15 protein-coding genes are annotated in these 14,324 nt (G+C 68.6%); 13 read left to right on the top strand and 2 right to left on the bottom strand.

All coding sequences use genetic code 11. The features are described 5' to 3' along the window. The 7 genes from AC1Q9M_RS23515 to AC1Q9M_RS23545 form a co-directional block, all read left to right on the top strand. A partial coding sequence (locus tag AC1Q9M_RS23515; protein WP_492436144.1) for an acyl-CoA dehydrogenase family protein occupies positions 1 to 177 on the top strand: 177 nt, incomplete at its 5' end. Between the two features lie 34 nt (positions 178 to 211). After that, positions 212 to 871: a carbonate dehydratase gene (gene can, locus AC1Q9M_RS23520; RefSeq protein WP_382323000.1), complete on the top strand. Its 660-nt coding sequence runs from the start codon at positions 212 to 214 to the stop codon at positions 869 to 871. Positions 872 to 935: 64 nt separating this feature from the next. Continuing rightward, a complete protein-coding gene (locus AC1Q9M_RS23525; RefSeq protein WP_444688947.1) occupies positions 936 to 2,120 on the top strand; it encodes an acetyl-CoA C-acyltransferase in 1,185 nt (394 codons plus the stop codon). 16 nt (positions 2,121 to 2,136) lie between these two features. After that, the gene (locus tag AC1Q9M_RS23530) at positions 2,137 to 2,805 is read left to right on the top strand and encodes an SDR family oxidoreductase (protein WP_492436027.1); all 669 of its coding nucleotides are present in this window, start codon (positions 2,137 to 2,139) and stop codon (positions 2,803 to 2,805) included. 26 nt (positions 2,806 to 2,831) lie between these two features. Next, complete coding sequence (locus AC1Q9M_RS23535; protein ID WP_492436029.1) at positions 2,832 to 3,965, top strand: acyl-CoA dehydrogenase family protein; 1,134 nt, start codon at positions 2,832 to 2,834, stop codon at positions 3,963 to 3,965. A gap of 246 nt (positions 3,966 to 4,211) precedes the next feature. Beyond that, positions 4,212 to 5,603 carry a Trk system potassium transporter TrkA gene (trkA, locus tag AC1Q9M_RS23540; protein WP_382323002.1) on the top strand — a complete coding sequence of 464 codons (1,392 nt, stop codon included), beginning with the start codon at positions 4,212 to 4,214 and terminating at the stop codon, positions 5,601 to 5,603. A gap of 12 nt (positions 5,604 to 5,615) precedes the next feature. Then, positions 5,616 to 7,076: a TrkH family potassium uptake protein gene (locus tag AC1Q9M_RS23545; protein ID WP_444688945.1), complete on the top strand. Its 1,461-nt coding sequence runs from the start codon at positions 5,616 to 5,618 to the stop codon at positions 7,074 to 7,076. Positions 7,077 to 7,169: 93 nt separating this feature from the next. Here the strand turns inward: AC1Q9M_RS23545 and AC1Q9M_RS23550 are convergent, their stop codons facing one another. Next, positions 7,170 to 7,874 (bottom strand): glutathione binding-like protein, encoded by a 705-nt coding sequence (locus tag AC1Q9M_RS23550; protein WP_382323003.1) that lies wholly within the window; start codon positions 7,872 to 7,874, stop codon positions 7,170 to 7,172. Between the two features lie 92 nt (positions 7,875 to 7,966). On the opposite strand from AC1Q9M_RS23550, the gene AC1Q9M_RS23555 reads away from it, so the two are divergent. Together AC1Q9M_RS23555 and AC1Q9M_RS23560 are read left to right on the top strand one after the other, a co-directional pair. Then, the gene (locus AC1Q9M_RS23555; RefSeq protein WP_382327568.1) at positions 7,967 to 8,353 is read left to right on the top strand and encodes a YchJ family protein; all 387 of its coding nucleotides are present in this window, start codon (positions 7,967 to 7,969) and stop codon (positions 8,351 to 8,353) included. Positions 8,354 to 8,365: 12 nt separating this feature from the next. Further along, the gene (locus tag AC1Q9M_RS23560) at positions 8,366 to 9,028 is read left to right on the top strand and encodes an HAD family hydrolase (protein ID WP_382323005.1); all 663 of its coding nucleotides are present in this window, start codon (positions 8,366 to 8,368) and stop codon (positions 9,026 to 9,028) included. Here the strand turns inward: AC1Q9M_RS23560 and AC1Q9M_RS23565 are convergent. After that, positions 8,957 to 9,976, bottom strand: a complete 1,020-nt coding sequence (locus AC1Q9M_RS23565; protein ID WP_382323006.1) for an AraC family transcriptional regulator — start codon at positions 9,974 to 9,976, stop codon at positions 8,957 to 8,959. The genes AC1Q9M_RS23560 and AC1Q9M_RS23565 overlap by 72 nt on opposite strands. A gap of 142 nt (positions 9,977 to 10,118) precedes the next feature. Here AC1Q9M_RS23565 and AC1Q9M_RS23570 point away from each other — a divergent pair, with 142 nt between their 5' ends. Genes AC1Q9M_RS23570 through AC1Q9M_RS23585 form a run of 4 tightly spaced genes read left to right on the top strand, consistent with a single transcriptional unit; the run spans position 10,119 to position 14,324 of the window. Beyond that, positions 10,119 to 11,741 (top strand): carboxyl transferase domain-containing protein, encoded by a 1,623-nt coding sequence (locus AC1Q9M_RS23570; protein ID WP_444688943.1) that lies wholly within the window; start codon positions 10,119 to 10,121, stop codon positions 11,739 to 11,741. A 4-nt stretch (positions 11,742 to 11,745) separates the two neighbouring features. After that, entirely contained in the window at positions 11,746 to 12,882 is a 1,137-nt protein-coding gene (locus tag AC1Q9M_RS23575; RefSeq protein WP_492436033.1) for an acyl-CoA dehydrogenase family protein, read from the top strand. A gap of 13 nt (positions 12,883 to 12,895) precedes the next feature. Then, complete coding sequence (locus tag AC1Q9M_RS23580; protein WP_492436035.1) at positions 12,896 to 13,687, top strand: enoyl-CoA hydratase/isomerase family protein; 792 nt, start codon at positions 12,896 to 12,898, stop codon at positions 13,685 to 13,687. A gap of 16 nt (positions 13,688 to 13,703) precedes the next feature. Continuing rightward, a complete protein-coding gene (locus AC1Q9M_RS23585) occupies positions 13,704 to 14,324 on the top strand; it encodes a DUF4126 domain-containing protein (RefSeq protein WP_492436037.1) in 621 nt (206 codons plus the stop codon).

Below are 14,324 nucleotides of genomic sequence, written 5' to 3' on the forward strand. Positions count from 1 at the left end.
GAGAAGGCGACGTGGATGGCCGGCGAGGGCATCCAGATCTTCGGCGGCAACGGCTACATCAACGAGTACCCACTGGGGCGCCTGTGGCGCGACGCCAAGCTGTACGAGATCGGTGCGGGCACGAGCGAAATCCGCCGCATGCTCATCGGTCGCGAACTGTTCGCCGAGACGATGTGAAGGTCCGAGGCCTCTTGAGCGGACAATCCCACCCATGAGCAACGATCTTCAACACCTTCTCGAACACAACCGCCGCTGGGCGGCCCAGGTCGAGGCCGAGCGTCCCGGCTTCTTCACCAAGCTCTCGCAACAGCAGAGCCCGCGCTACATGTGGATCGGCTGCTCCGACAGCCGCGTGCCGGCGAACCAGATCACCGGCCTGGACCCGGGCGAGGTCTTCGTGCACCGCAACGTGGCCAACGTGGTGGTGCCCACCGACCTGAACTGCCTGTCGACGGTGCAGTACGCGGTCGATGTGCTCAAGGTCGAGCACCTGATGGTGGTGGGTCACTATGGCTGCGGCGGCGTGCTCGCCGCGCTGCGCGACACGCGCGTGGGCCTGGCCGACAACTGGCTGCGCCACATCAAGGACGTGCGCGACCGCCACTCCGCCCTGTTGGCGGGCCTGTCCGAAAGCCACCGGCACGACGCGCTGTGCGAGCTCAACGCCATCGAGCAGGTCGTCAACGTGGCGCAGACCACCGTGGTGCAGGACGCCTGGACCCGCGGTCAGCCGCTCGCGCTGCACGGCTGGGTCTATGGCCTCAAGGACGGCCTCGTGCAGGACCTGCAGATGACCGTGCGCGGCAACCCCGATCTCGACGCGGTCTACCTGCGCGCCATCGAAGGCGTGGCGGTGCGGTCACGCGACTGAGTTCCACAGGGCCGCGTGCGCCGGCCCGATCCCCTTTCACTTTTGTTCATCAGGAGTTTTCACCATGTCCGCAGATCCCATCGTCATCGTCGGCGCCGCGCGCACGCCCATGGGCGCCTTCCAGAGCGACTTCGCCAGCCTGTCGGCCCACGACCTCGGTGGCGCGGCCATCCAGGCGGCGGTGCAGCGCGCCGGGGTGGATCCGGCCCAGGTGGACGAAGTGCTGTTCGGCAACTGCCTGATGGCGGGCCAGGGCCAGGCGCCCGCGCGCCAGGCCGCGTTCAAGGGTGGCCTGCCGAAGTCGGCTGGCGCCGTCACGCTGTCCAAGATGTGCGGTTCGGGCATGAAGGCCACCATGCTGGCGCACGACATGCTCGCCGCCGGCAGCGCCACCGTGATGGTCGCGGGTGGCATGGAAAGCATGACCAACGCGCCCTACCTGCTGCAGAAGGGCCGGGGCGGTTACCGCATGGGCCACGACAAGGTGTACGACCACATGATGCTCGACGGCCTGGAAGACGCCTACGAAGCCGGCCGCTCCATGGGCACTTTCGGTGAAGACTGCGCCGCCAAATACAGCTTCACGCGCGAACAGCAGGACGCGTTCGCCATCGCGTCGGTCACGCGTGCCAAGGCCGCCACCGACAGCGGCGCCTTCGCCGCCGAGATCACGCCCGTCACCGTGAAGGACCGCAGCGGCGAGCGCGTGGTGTCCACCGACGAAGGCCCAGGCAAGGTCAAGCTCGACAAGATTCCCGCGCTCAAGCCCGCGTTCAAGAAGGACGGCACCATCACCGCCGCCTCCAGCTCATCCATCAACGACGGTGCCGCCGCTCTGGTGCTGATGCGCGAGTCCACCGCGAAGCAGCTCGGCGCGAAGCCGCTGGCGCGCATCGTGGCCCATGCCACGCACGCCCAGGAGCCGAACTGGTTCGCCACCGCGCCCGTGGGCGCCACGCAGAAGCTGCTGGAGAAGACCGGCTGGCAGGTCGGCGACGTCGACCTGTGGGAGATCAACGAAGCCTTCGCCGTGGTGCCGATGGCGCTCATGGCCGAGTTGAAGATTCCGCACGAGAAGGTCAACGTCAACGGCGGCGCCTGCGCGCTGGGCCACCCCATTGGCGCCAGCGGCGCGCGCATCCTGGTCACGCTGCTGCACGCGCTGAAGGCGCGGGGCGGCAAGAAGGGCGTGGCCACCCTGTGCATCGGCGGTGGCGAAGCCACGGCCATGGCGATCGAACTGGCCTGAGGCCCGGCGCACCACCATGCTCACCGTGCTGGTGATCGGCGCGTCTCGCGGCATCGGCCTGGAGATCGTGCGCCAATACCTGGAAGCGGGCGAGCGCGTGATCGCCACCGCCCGCGACGACGCCGGCCTGGAGCGCCTGCGCGAACTCGGTGCCGAGCCGCTGCGTGTGGACGTGGCCGACCCCGCCAGCGTGAGCGGCCTGGCCTGGTCGCTCGATGGCGAGGAACTCGACGTGGCCCTGTACGTGGCGGGCGTGCTCGACCCCCACGGCGCGAAGACGCCGCCCACGCGCGAGGCCTTCGACCGCGTGATGCACGCCAACGTGCTCGGCCTGATGCAGGCCATGCCTCAGGTGATGCCGGCGGTCGAGGCGGCCGGTGGGGTTTTCGCGGCCTTCTCCAGCGAAATGAGCCAGGTCGGCCTGGTGGACGGCAGCGACGCCTGGCTGTACCGCGTGAGCAAGGCGGCCGTGAACATGGCCGTGGCCAGTGCCCGGCACAGTTACCCGGGCGCCACCTGCGTGGCGCTGGACCCGGGCTGGGTGCAGACCGACATGGGCGGCGGTGCCGCGCCGCTGACGGTCGAACGCAGCGTGGCCGGGCTGCGCCGCGTGCTGGCCTCGCTCACTCCCGAAGACAACGGCCGCCTCATCCACCACGACGGCCGGCGCGCCGCCAGCTGGTAACCCTCTCTCCTGCGAAAGACGCTTCCATGCCGCTCAACCAAGACCAACTCATGATCCGCGACGCGGTGCGCAGTTTTGCCCAGGAGCAGCTGTGGCCGCACGCGGCGAAGTGGGACAAGGAGCACCACTTCCCGAAGGACGTGCACCAGGGCCTGGCCGAGTTGGGCGCCTATGGCATCTGTGTTCCCGAAGCGCTGGGCGGTGCGGGGCTGGACTACGTGACCCTGGCCGTGGTGCTGGAAGAAATCGCGGCCGGTGACGGTGGCACCAGCACCGCGATCTCGGTCACCAACTGCCCGGTCAACGCCATCCTGATGCGCTATGGCAATGCCCAGCAGCAGGACCAATGGCTGCGCCCGCTGGCCGCCGGCCAGATGCTGGGCGTGTTCTGCCTGACCGAACCGCACGTGGGCAGCGACGCCTCGGCGCTGCGCACGACGGCGGTGAAGCAGCCCGACGGCGACTACGTGATCAACGGCGTCAAGCAGTTCATCACCAGCGGCAAGAACGGCCACCTGGCGATCGTGATCGCGGTGACGGACAAAGGCGCGGGCAAGAAGGGCATGAGCGCCTTCCTGGTGCCCACGAACACCCCGGGTTATGTGGTCGCGCGGCTGGAGGACAAGCTGGGCCAGCACAGCAGCGACACGGCGCAGATCAATTTCGAGAACTGCCGCGTGCCGGCCGAGAACCTGATCGGCGGGGAGGGGGAGGGCTACCGGATCGCGTTGTCCGCGCTGGAAGGTGGTCGCATCGGCATCGCGGCGCAGAGCGTGGGCATGGCGCGCAGCGCGTTTGAGTGTGCGCTCACCTATTCGAAGCAGCGGGAGAGTTTTGGCCAGCCGATCTTCAACCACCAGGCGGTCGGGTTCCGGCTGGCCGAGATGGCGACACAGATCGAGGTGGCGCGCGCGATGGTGCACCATGCGGCGGCCTTGCGCGACGCCGGGGAGCCCTGCCTGAAGGAGGCCGCCATGGCCAAGCTGTTCGCCAGCGAGATGGCGGAGAAGGTGTGCTCGGACGCGATCCAGGTGCACGGGGGCTACGGGTATGTGAGCGATTTCCCGGTGGAGCGCATCTACCGGGATGTGCGGGTGTGCCAGATCTATGAAGGCACTTCGGACGTGCAGAAGATTTTGATCCAGCGGGCGCTGGCCTGATTTTTCTCCGGCAAGAGCGGTCATCGGCCGTGAGGGTGGCCGATGACCTCTTGGTGTGCGGGCGGTGACGCTCCTACATCCCTTCTGGCTCATGGGTGCCTGGCGTTCTGCGCAGCGGGGTAAAGGAGGAGGCGGCACCAGCCGCCGGGGGACACCCGCGGAGCAGAGCGCCGGGCGCCCATGAGCCCGCGAGGTCCAGGCATGAAAGGCGCGGAATGCACCCGTCCCTCGTATGATCGCGCCACCATGAACATCATCATCCTGGGAGCCGGCCGCGTGGGCGAAAGCGTCGCGGAAAGCCTGGTCTCCGAGCAGAACGACATCACCGTGATCGACATGGACCCGGCCCGCCTGCGCGCGCTGGAAGAACGGCTGGACCTGCGGGGCGTGGTCGGCAACGGCATCCAGCCCTCCGTGCTGCGCGAAGCCGGCGCGCAGGACACCGACATGCTCATCGCCTGCGCCGCGCACGACGAAACCAACCTGGTCGTCTGCAAAGTCGCACACGACGTGTTCAACGTGCCCAGCACCATCGCCCGCCTGCGCTCCCCCGAATTCACCGAAGGCGACGAACTGTTGGGCAAGAACGGCTTCGCGGTCGACCACGTGATCTGCCCCGAGGAGTCGGTGATGCGCTACATCCACCAGCTCATCAGCTACCCCGAAGCCCTGCAGGTGCTCGAGTTCGCCGACGGCCGAGCCAGCCTGATCGCGGTGCGCGCGGCGCACGGCGGCGCCCTGGTGGGCCACACCATCGGCGAAATCCGCGAACGCTTTCCCCATGCCGAGATGCGCGTGGTCGCGCTCTACCGGCTCGACACCGAAATGGAAGCCACGCCGCAGACCCGCATCCTCGCGGGCGACGAGGTGTTCGTGCTCGCCGACACCGAGAAGATCCGCCACGTGCTGGGCGCGGTCCACAACATCGACAAACCCGTGCGCCGGCTCATGATCACCGGCGGCGGCAAGGTCGGCCTGCGGCTGGCGCGCAGCCTCGCGGGCCAGTGCGAAGTGAAGATCATCGAGCGCGACCTCAAGCGCTGCGAGTACCTGGCCAGCCAGCTGCCCTCGAACATGCTGATCCTGCAAGGCGACGGCGCCGACGAGGAGCTGCTGCTGGACGAGAACGTGGGCGAGATGGACATGTTCCTCGCGCTCACCAGCGACGACGAGGACAACATCATGTCCGCCATGCTGGCCAAGCGGTTGGGCGCGGGGCGCGTGCTCTCGCTGATCAACCGCCGCGCCTACGCCGACATGATGCAAGGCAGCACCATCGACATCGCCATCTCGCCCTCGCAGGCCGTCATCGGTGAGCTGCTCACCCACCTGCGGCGCGGCGACGTGGCCGTGGTGCACAGCCTGCGCCGCGGTGCGGCCGAGGCACTCGAAGGCATCGCGCGCGGCGACGTGAAGACCAGCAAGCTGGTCGGCCGCAAGGTGGAAGAGGTCAAGCTGCCCAAGGGCACGCGCATCGGCGCCATCGTGCGCGGCGAGGGCCGCAAGTCCGAGGTGCTGATGCCGCACCACGACACCGTGATCGAGACCGACGACCACATCATCGTCTTCATCCCGAACAAGCGCCTCGTCCGCGAGGTCGAGCGCCTGTTCCAGGTGAGCGCCACCTTCTTCGGCTGAGATCCCCGTTCCATGTACAACGTGCTGCCGGTTCTCGCCGTGTTCTCGCGCATCCTGCTCGCGTTCGCGCCGGCCTTCCTGGTGCCGCTGGCCTGGGCCTGGTTCCTGGACGCGCGCGACCACGCGGCGGTCTGGGCCGTGGGCTTCGCGGTCACGGCGGCCTGTGGCCTTGTGCTGTGGCGCTATACCCGCCTGCACCGCCGCGAGCTGCAGACCAAGGACGGCTTCCTGCTGGTCAACCTCGTGTGGCTGGTGCTGCCGGCTTTTGCCGCCGCGCCGCTGCTCTACACCGTGCCCGGCATCGGCGTGACCAAAGCCTACTTCGAGGCCATGAGCGCGCTCACCGCGACGGGTGCCACCGCGATCTCGGGGCTGGACGCCTTGCCGGTCTCGGTGAATGTGTGGCGCTGCTTCCTGCAGTACATCGGGGGCCTGGGCATCATGCTGCTGGTGGTCGCGGTGCTGCCTTTGCTGGGGCTCGGCGGCGTGCAGCTCTACCGCGCCGAAACGCCGGGGCCGATGAAGGACACCAAGTTCACGCCGCGCATCGCGGAAACCGCGCGCGGCCTCTGGGGCGTGTACGTGCTGCTCTCGGCGGCCTGCATGCTGGCCTACCGCTGGGCCGGCATGGGCTGGGCCGACGCCTTCATGCACATGTGCACCACCATGGGCCTGGGCGGCTTCTCGTCGCACGACGCCAGCTTCGGTTACTTCAACTCGCCCACGATCGAGAACGTCGCCACCGTGTTCATGCTGCTCTCCGGCGTGAGCTTCATGCGCTACTTCATCGTGCTGCGCCGCCGGTCGTTGCGCCCGCTCACCGACGACAACGAGATCCGCACCTACGTCGGCGTGATGGCCGTCTCCATCGTGGTGGTGGCCACGCTGCTGGTGGCGCACGGCGGCTACAGCGACTGGGTCGAAGCGTTGCGCACCAGCGCGTTCCACGTCGTGTCGATGGCGACCACCACCGGCTATGCCTCCGCCGACTACGCGAAGTGGCCGGTGTTCGCGCCGGTGCTGCTGCTGTTCCTGGGCTGCTTCGTGTCCTGCGCCGGCTCCACCGGCGGTGGCATCAAGATGGTCCGCATGGTGCTGCTGATCAAGCAGGCCCGGCGCGAGCTGGTGCGCATCATCCACCCGCGCGTGGTCAATCCGGTCACGCTCGGTGGCGTGGTCATGCCCGCCTCGGTGATGACGGCCGTGCTGGGCTTCATGCTCATCTACGGCGCCACCACCGTGGGCCTGACCATGGTGCTGCTGCTCACCGGCATGGACGTGGTGACCGCGTTCTCCGCCGTGATCGCCACCGTCAACACCATCGGCCTGGGCCTGGGCGAGGTGGGGCCCACCGGCCACTTCGGGGGGCTGAGCGAGGTGCAGCTGTGGGTGCTGAGTTTCTCGATGCTGCTCGGCCGGCTGGAACTCCTGACCGTGCTGGTCCTCTTCACCACCCACTTCTGGAGGAAGTAAGCCCACCCCTGCCGCGCTTCGCGCGACCCCCTCAAGGGGGCGACGCCTGCGGCCTGGCGAAGCCAGTTCCGCGGCGTCCCTGGATCAGGCCCTTCAGCCGCGGGCGGGGATTTTCAGGCCGCGCTGCACGGCGGGGCGCTGTTCGAACGCTTCCAGCACGCGTTTCAGGTTCGGGAAGTCGGCGAACCCCACGATCTCGCCCGCGCCGTAGAAGCCGACCAGGTTGCGCACCCAGGGCCAGGTGGCGATGTCGGCGATGGTGTAGGCGTCGCCCATCAGCCAGGCGCGGCCTTCCAGGCGCTCGTTCAGCACCTTGAGCAGGCGCTTGCTCTCGTTCACGTAACGGTCGCGCGGGCGCTTGTCCTCGTAGTCCTTGCCGGCGAACTTGTGGAAGAAACCGAGCTGGCCGAACATCGGGCCCACGCCGCCCATCTGGAACATCAGCCACTGCAGGGTTTCGTACTTGCCTGCCGCGTCGTCGGGCAGGAAACGGCCGGTCTTGCCGGCCAGGTAGACCAGGATGGCCCCCGACTCCCACAGCGCCAGCGGGCGGCCGTCCGGTCCGTTCGGGTCGAGGATGGCGGGGATCTTGTTGTTCGGGTTGAGCGAGAGAAACGCCGGCGACATCTGGTCGTTGGTGTCGAAGCTCACCAGGTGCGGCTCGTAGGGCAGACCGGTTTCCTCCAGCATGATCGAGACCTTCACGCCATTGGGCGTGGGCAGCGAGTACAGCTGCAGGCGGTCGGGGTGGGTGGCGGGCCATTTCTGGGTGATGGCGAAGGTGTCGAGCGTGCTCATGGGCGGTCCTTGAAGTCGAAGGCAAGAGGCGCCATTGGAACACCCGCTCGCCATGCCCCCACCCTTGCAAGGGGATCGATAATCGGCTCTTCATGCCCACGACGAAAGACGCCTGCCCTTGTGGCCTCGGCCCCGATTTCCCGCATTGCTGCGGCCGCTACCTCGGCACCGGCGTTCCCGCCCCCGACGCCGAGGCGCTCATGCGCTCGCGCTACACCGCCTTCGTGCGCGGTGACGAGGCGCACCTGCTGGCCACCTGGCATCCGAGCCAGCGGCCGGCTTCCCTGGACCTGGACGGCAGTGTGAAGTGGCTCGGGCTCGAAGCGAAGCACCACAAGTCCATTGACGACACGCACGCCGAAGTCGAGTTCGTGGCGCGCTCGCGGGTGCAGGGGCGCGGCCAGCGCCTGCACGAGCGCAGCCGCTTCGTGCGCGAGCACGGTCACTGGTTTTATGTGGATGGCGACATCCTCAACTGAATGAAAGACAAGATGTTTGATGCAGTTCTGTTTGATTGCGACGGCGTGCTCGTGGACAGCGAGCCCATCACCAACGGCGTGCTGCGCGAGGTGCTCAACGAGAGCGGCTGGGCGCTGACCCAGGCCGAGTGCATGGACATCTTCATCGGCAAGGCCGTGCGCGACGAACGCGCGCGCATCGAGGCCGAGACCGGCAAACCGTTCACCGAGGAATGGCTGCAGGGCTTCTACGCGCGCCGCAACGCGCGCCTGCTGGCCGAGCTCAAGGCGGTGCAGGGCGCGGTGGAGGCGGTGACGGCCATCCACCGTCAGGTGGCCGGCCGCATCGCCTGCGCCTCGGGCGCCGACCGGCCCAAGGTCGTGATGCAGCTCGACCTTGTGGGCATGCTGCCCCTGTTCGAAGACCGTGTCTTCAGCGGCCACGACCAGCCGCGCTCCAAGCCCGCGCCCGACGTTTACCTGGCCGCCGCCGCGCACCTGGGCGTGGACCCGGCGCGCTGTCTGGTGGTGGAGGACACGGCCACCGGCGCCCAGGCCGGGCTGGCGGCCGGTGCCACGGTGTGGGGCTACTGCCCCGAGGGGCATGGGCGCGCGTTCGAGGGCTTACCGGTGGCGCGCGTCTTCGGCCACATGGACGAGCTGCGCGAGCTGTTCGCCGCGCCACTCGCCCGGTGAGCGCCCGGTCCAGCCGCGAAACGCGCGGATGAAACTCTTCTCGTTCTGAAAGCCGCAGGCCTGCGCCACCTGCTTGATCGGGCGGCGGGTGCGCAGCAGCAGCTCGGTGGCGCGCTGGCGGCGCACCTCGTCTTTCAGCGCCTGCAGCGAGGCCCCCTCGTCCTTGAGCTGGCGGTGCAGGGTGCGCGCCGAGACGTTCAACAACGCGGCGAGGTCGTCGGCGTTGTGGGCGTCCAGCGGCTGGGTCGCCAGCACCTGGCGCACACGCTGCACCAGCAGGCGGTCGCGCCGGTAGGAGCGCACGGTGAGCGGCAGGGCGCGCTGCAGCAGCTGGTTCATGGCGGCCTCGTCGCGCCGCATCGGCAGGGTGAGGTAACGCGCGTCGAAGGCGATCGCGGCCTCGTCCGCGCCGAAGGTGGCCGGGCCGTCGAACAGCACGGCATACGCGTCCAGGTGGGGCGGCGGCGCGTAGGGAAACTGCGCACCCTGCAGCGGGATGCGCGAATCGACGTACCAGCTCGCCAGGCCGTGGATGTTGCGAAGCACCGAGACCACGCAGAACTCGGTGAGCGGACCGGGCCGGCGGTGCGGGCGCAGCACGAGGCGCGCGCGCTCACTCACCGTCTCCAGCGAGAGCGCCACATCGTCGGTGATCAGGCCATGGTGGCGGCACCAGCGCCGCAGCGCCATGCCCAGCGTGGGGGCCGAGAGGGAGGCGCGCGCCAGCATGCCGTAGCTGCCCCAAGGCAGGGCGCGGCTGAAGCAGCCCAGGCCTTCGTCGTCGAGTTCGCGCATGGCGGCCTCCGAAACCGCTTCCATCTGGGCGGCGGTGATGCGGGCGTTCGGCTGATCAACTTTCCCTGGCGGAATTTGTGCCAGTTCGAGCGCGCCTGCCGCGTCCACGCCCCGCTCGCGGTAGGCCGCCACCATGGCGCGAACGAAAGCCATGGGGGTGAGGGCGCGGTCAACGGAGGTAGGCATGGCGCCAGTTTCGCCGGAGCTGGCGGTATTTGCAACCTGCATGGCAGGCCGGCCCTCATCCGCGTGTCTATCCTCCACAATGCCCCGAAACACCACAACGGATGCCGCCATGCCGATCCTGGAGACACAACTCAACGCCCGTTCCGCCGACTTCCTGGCCAATGCCCAGGCCATGCAGGTGGTGGTCGACGACCTCAAGGCCCAGATCGCCAAAGCCACCCTCGGCGGCGGTGAAGCCGCCCGCGCCAAACACACCGCGCGCGGCAAGCTGCTGCCGCGCGACCGCGTGCAGATGCTGCTGGACCCGGGCACACCCTTCCTGGAACTCAGCCCGCTCGCGGCGCTCAACATGTACCCCGACCGCGACGGCACCGACAGCGCGCCCTGCGCCGGTGTGATCGCCGGCATCGGCCGCGTCAGCGGGGTGGACTGCCTGATCGTCTGCAACGACGCCACCGTGAAAGGCGGCACCTACTACCCGATGACGGTGAAGAAACACCTTCGGGCGCAGGAGGTGGCGATGCAGAACAACCTGACCTGCATCTACCTGGTGGATTCGGGCGGTGCCAACCTGCCGAACCAGGACGACGTGTTTCCCGACCGCGAGCACTTCGGCCGCATCTTCTACAACCAGGCCAACATGAGCGCCAACGGCATCGCGCAGATCGCGGTCGTCATGGGCTCGTGCACGGCCGGCGGCGCCTACGTGCCCGCCATGAGCGACGAGACCATCATCGTCAAGAACCAGGGCACGATCTTCCTGGGCGGCCCGCCGCTGGTGAAGGCCGCCATCGGCGAGATCGTGAGCGCCGAAGACCTGGGCGGCGGCGACGTGCACACGCGCCTCTCGGGCGTGGCCGACCACCTGGCGCAGAACGACGCGCACGCGCTCGCGCTGGCGCGCCAGGCCGTGGCCACGCTCAACCGCCGCAAGGTCGCCACGCAGGCCCTGCGCGAACCGCGCGCGCCGCTGTACGACCCGAAGGAAATCTACGGTGTCATCCCGGTCGACACGCGCAAGCCCTACGACGTGCGCGAGATCATCGCCCGCGTGGTCGACGGCAGCGAGTTCCACGAGTTCAAGGCGCGCTACGGCGCCACCCTGGTCTGCGGCTTCGCGCACATCGAGGGCATGCCGATCGGCATCGTCGCCAACAACGGCGTGCTGTTCTCCGAAAGCGCACAGAAAGGCGCGCACTTCATCGAGCTGTGCTGCCAGCGCAAGGTGCCGCTGCTGTTCCTGCAGAACATCACCGGCTTCATGGTCGGCCGCAAGTACGAGAGCGAGGGCATCGCGCGCCACGGCGCCAAGATGGTCACGGCCGTGGCCACGGCGCAGGTGCCGAAATTCACCATCATCATCGGCGGCAGCTACGGCGCCGGCAACTACGGCATGTGCGGCCGCGCCTACAGCCCGCGCTTCCTCTGGATGTGGCCCAACGCGCGCATCAGCGTGATGGGCGGCGAGCAGGCCGCCAGCGTGCTGGCCACCGTGCGGCGCGACGGCATCGAGGGCAAGGGCGGCAGCTGGAGCGCCGAGGAAGAGGCGAAGTTCAAGCAGCCGCTGCTGGATCAGTTCGCCCACCAGTCGCACCCCTACTACGCCAGCGCCCGCCTGTGGGACGACGGTGTGATCGACCCGGCCGACACGCGCCGTGTGCTCGGTCTGGCCCTCTCGGCCACCCTCAACACGCCGATCGGCGAGCCGAAGTTCGGCGTCTTCCGGATGTGATGCCATGGCCAGGACCATCTACGACAACCCCGACCACGAACTGCTGCGCGACCAGGTCGCGCGCTTCCTCGAACGCGAGGTGGAGCCGCACGCGGCCGCCTGGGAAGAGACCGGCATGGTGCCGCGCGACGTGCTGCGCCGCATGGGCCAGGCCGGCCTGCTGGGCCTGATGTTCGAGGGCGAATACGGCGGTGGTGATGCCGACGCGCTGACCAACCTGGTGTTCGCCGAAGCACTGTCGCAGTCCACCTTCGCCGGCTTCATCATCACCGTGCTGGTGCACACCGACATGGCCGGCCCGCACCTGCACCACGCGGGCAACGCGGCGCAGAAGGCGAAGTACCTGAAGCGCGTGACGGCCGGCGAGGTGATCACTGCCGTGGGCATCACCGAACCCGGTGCGGGTTCCGACGTGGCGGGCATCCGCACCACGGCGCGCAAGGAAGGCAACGAGTGGGTGCTCAACGGCACCAAGATGTTCATCACCAACGGCGTGCACGCCGACCTGTACTTCGTCGCCGCCAAGACCGGCACCGCGCGCCACGACGTGACCATGTTCATCGTCGAGAAGGGCACACCGGGTTTCTCGGTCGGCCGCGCGCTCAAGAAGACCGGCTGGCTCTCCAGCGACACGGCCGAGCTCGTGTTCGACAACGTGCGCATTCCGGAAGAGAACTTGCTGGGCGAGCAGGGCAAGGGCTTCTACTCGGTCATGAAGAACTTCCAGACCGAGCGCATCGCGCTCGCGGCCATGGCCGTCGGCCATTGCACGCAGGCCCTGAAGCTCACGCTGGACTATGTGCGCCAGCGCCAGGCCTTCGGCGCCACGCTGTGGGACAAGCAGACCATCCGCCAGCGCGTGTCGATGCTCGACGCGAAGACGCGCGCGGCGCGCCAGTTCATGTACCACTGCGCCTGGAGCGTGACCCAGGGGCACGACATCGTGCAGGAGGTCTCCATGCTCAAGGCGCTCACCGGCGAACTCGTCAACGAGGTGGTGCAGACCTGCCAGCAGTTCCATGGCGGCATGGGCTTCATCCGCGAGACCGCGATCGAGCGCCTGTGGCGCGACGCGCGCGTGCTCGCCATCGGCGGCGGTGCGACCGAGGTGATGCTGGAAGAAGTGGCGAAACGCTATTGATGCAGGACTGAACATGAGCAACGTGATCGATGTGACCCGCCCCACGCCGCACGTGGCGAAGGTGTGGCTCAACCGCCCCGACGTGCGCAACGCCTTCAACGACGACGTGATCGCCGCGCTCACCGCGACCTTCACCGAACTGGCCCAGGACGAGTCCCTGCGCGTGGTCGTGCTCGGCGCGCACGGCAAGGCCTTCTGCGCCGGGGCCGATCTGAACTGGATGAAGACCATGGCCGGCTACAGCTGGGACCAGAACCGCGCCGACGCGCAGCAGCTGGCCGATATGCTGTGGACGCTGGACCAGTGCCCGGTGCCGGTGGTCGGCCGCATCCAGGGCGACTGTTACGCCGGCGGCATGGGGCTGGCGGCGATCTGCGACGTGCTGGTGGCGGTGGAGGGCGCGACCTTCTGTCTGTCCGAAGCCCGCCTGGGCCTGCTGCCCGCCACCATCAGCCCCTACGTGGCGCGCGCCCTGGGCGTGCAGGCCTCGCGCCGCTACATGGTGACGGCCGAACGCTTCAGCGCGGTGCGCGCGCACGCGCTGGGCATGGTGCACGAACTGGCCACGCCCGAGACGCTGGACGCGAAGGTGGACGAGCTCGTCGCCACGCTGGTGGCCAACGGCCCCAAGGCCGCGCGCGAGTGCAAGCGCCTGGTGCGCGACGTGGGCGGCCAGCCCATCACCGAAGCCCTGCGCAGCGAGACGGCGCGCCGCATCGCCGATGTGCGCGCCAGCGACGAAGGCCGCGAAGGCCTGCAGTCCTTCCTGCAGAAGCGCCCGCCCGGCTGGCTGCCGGCGGCCTGACCCGAGGAGGCACCCCATGGCCGACTGGTTCCACACCCTGGGCACGCCCGAGCTGCTCGCGCTCGCGGGCGCGCTCGGCTGGGCCAGCGGTTTTCGCCTGTACGCCGTGGTGTTCATCGTCGGCCTGGCCGGCGCCATGGGCTGGATGGAGCTGCCCACCGGCCTGCAGGCGCTGCAGCACCCGGTGCTGCTGGGCACGGCCGGCTTCATGCTCTTCGTCGAGTTCCTCGCCGACAAGATCCCGGTGGTCGATTCGTTGTGGGACATGGTCAACAGCGTGGTGCGCATTCCGGCCGGCGCGGCGCTCGCGGCCGGCGTGTTCGGCGCCGACGGCGGCACCGTGGCGCTGGCCGCCGCGCTGCTCGGCGGCTCGCTCGCCGCCACCAGCCAGGCCGCCAAGACCACCACGCGCGCGGCCATCAACAGCTCGCCCGAGCCGTTCTCCAACCTCGGCATGAGCCTGGTCGAGGACGGCCTGGTGGTCGGCGCAGTCTGGCTTGCCACCAGCCACCCACTGGTCTTCGTCGTGTTGCTCGCGATCACCGTCGTGCTGATGTGGATCGCCACCTGGATGCTCTTCAAGTTCCTGCGCGCGGTGTTCCGCCGCGTGCGCTCCTTCTTCACCGCCACCGCCTAG

This window comes from Hydrogenophaga sp. GW823-FHT04C09, from assembly GCF_058796355.1.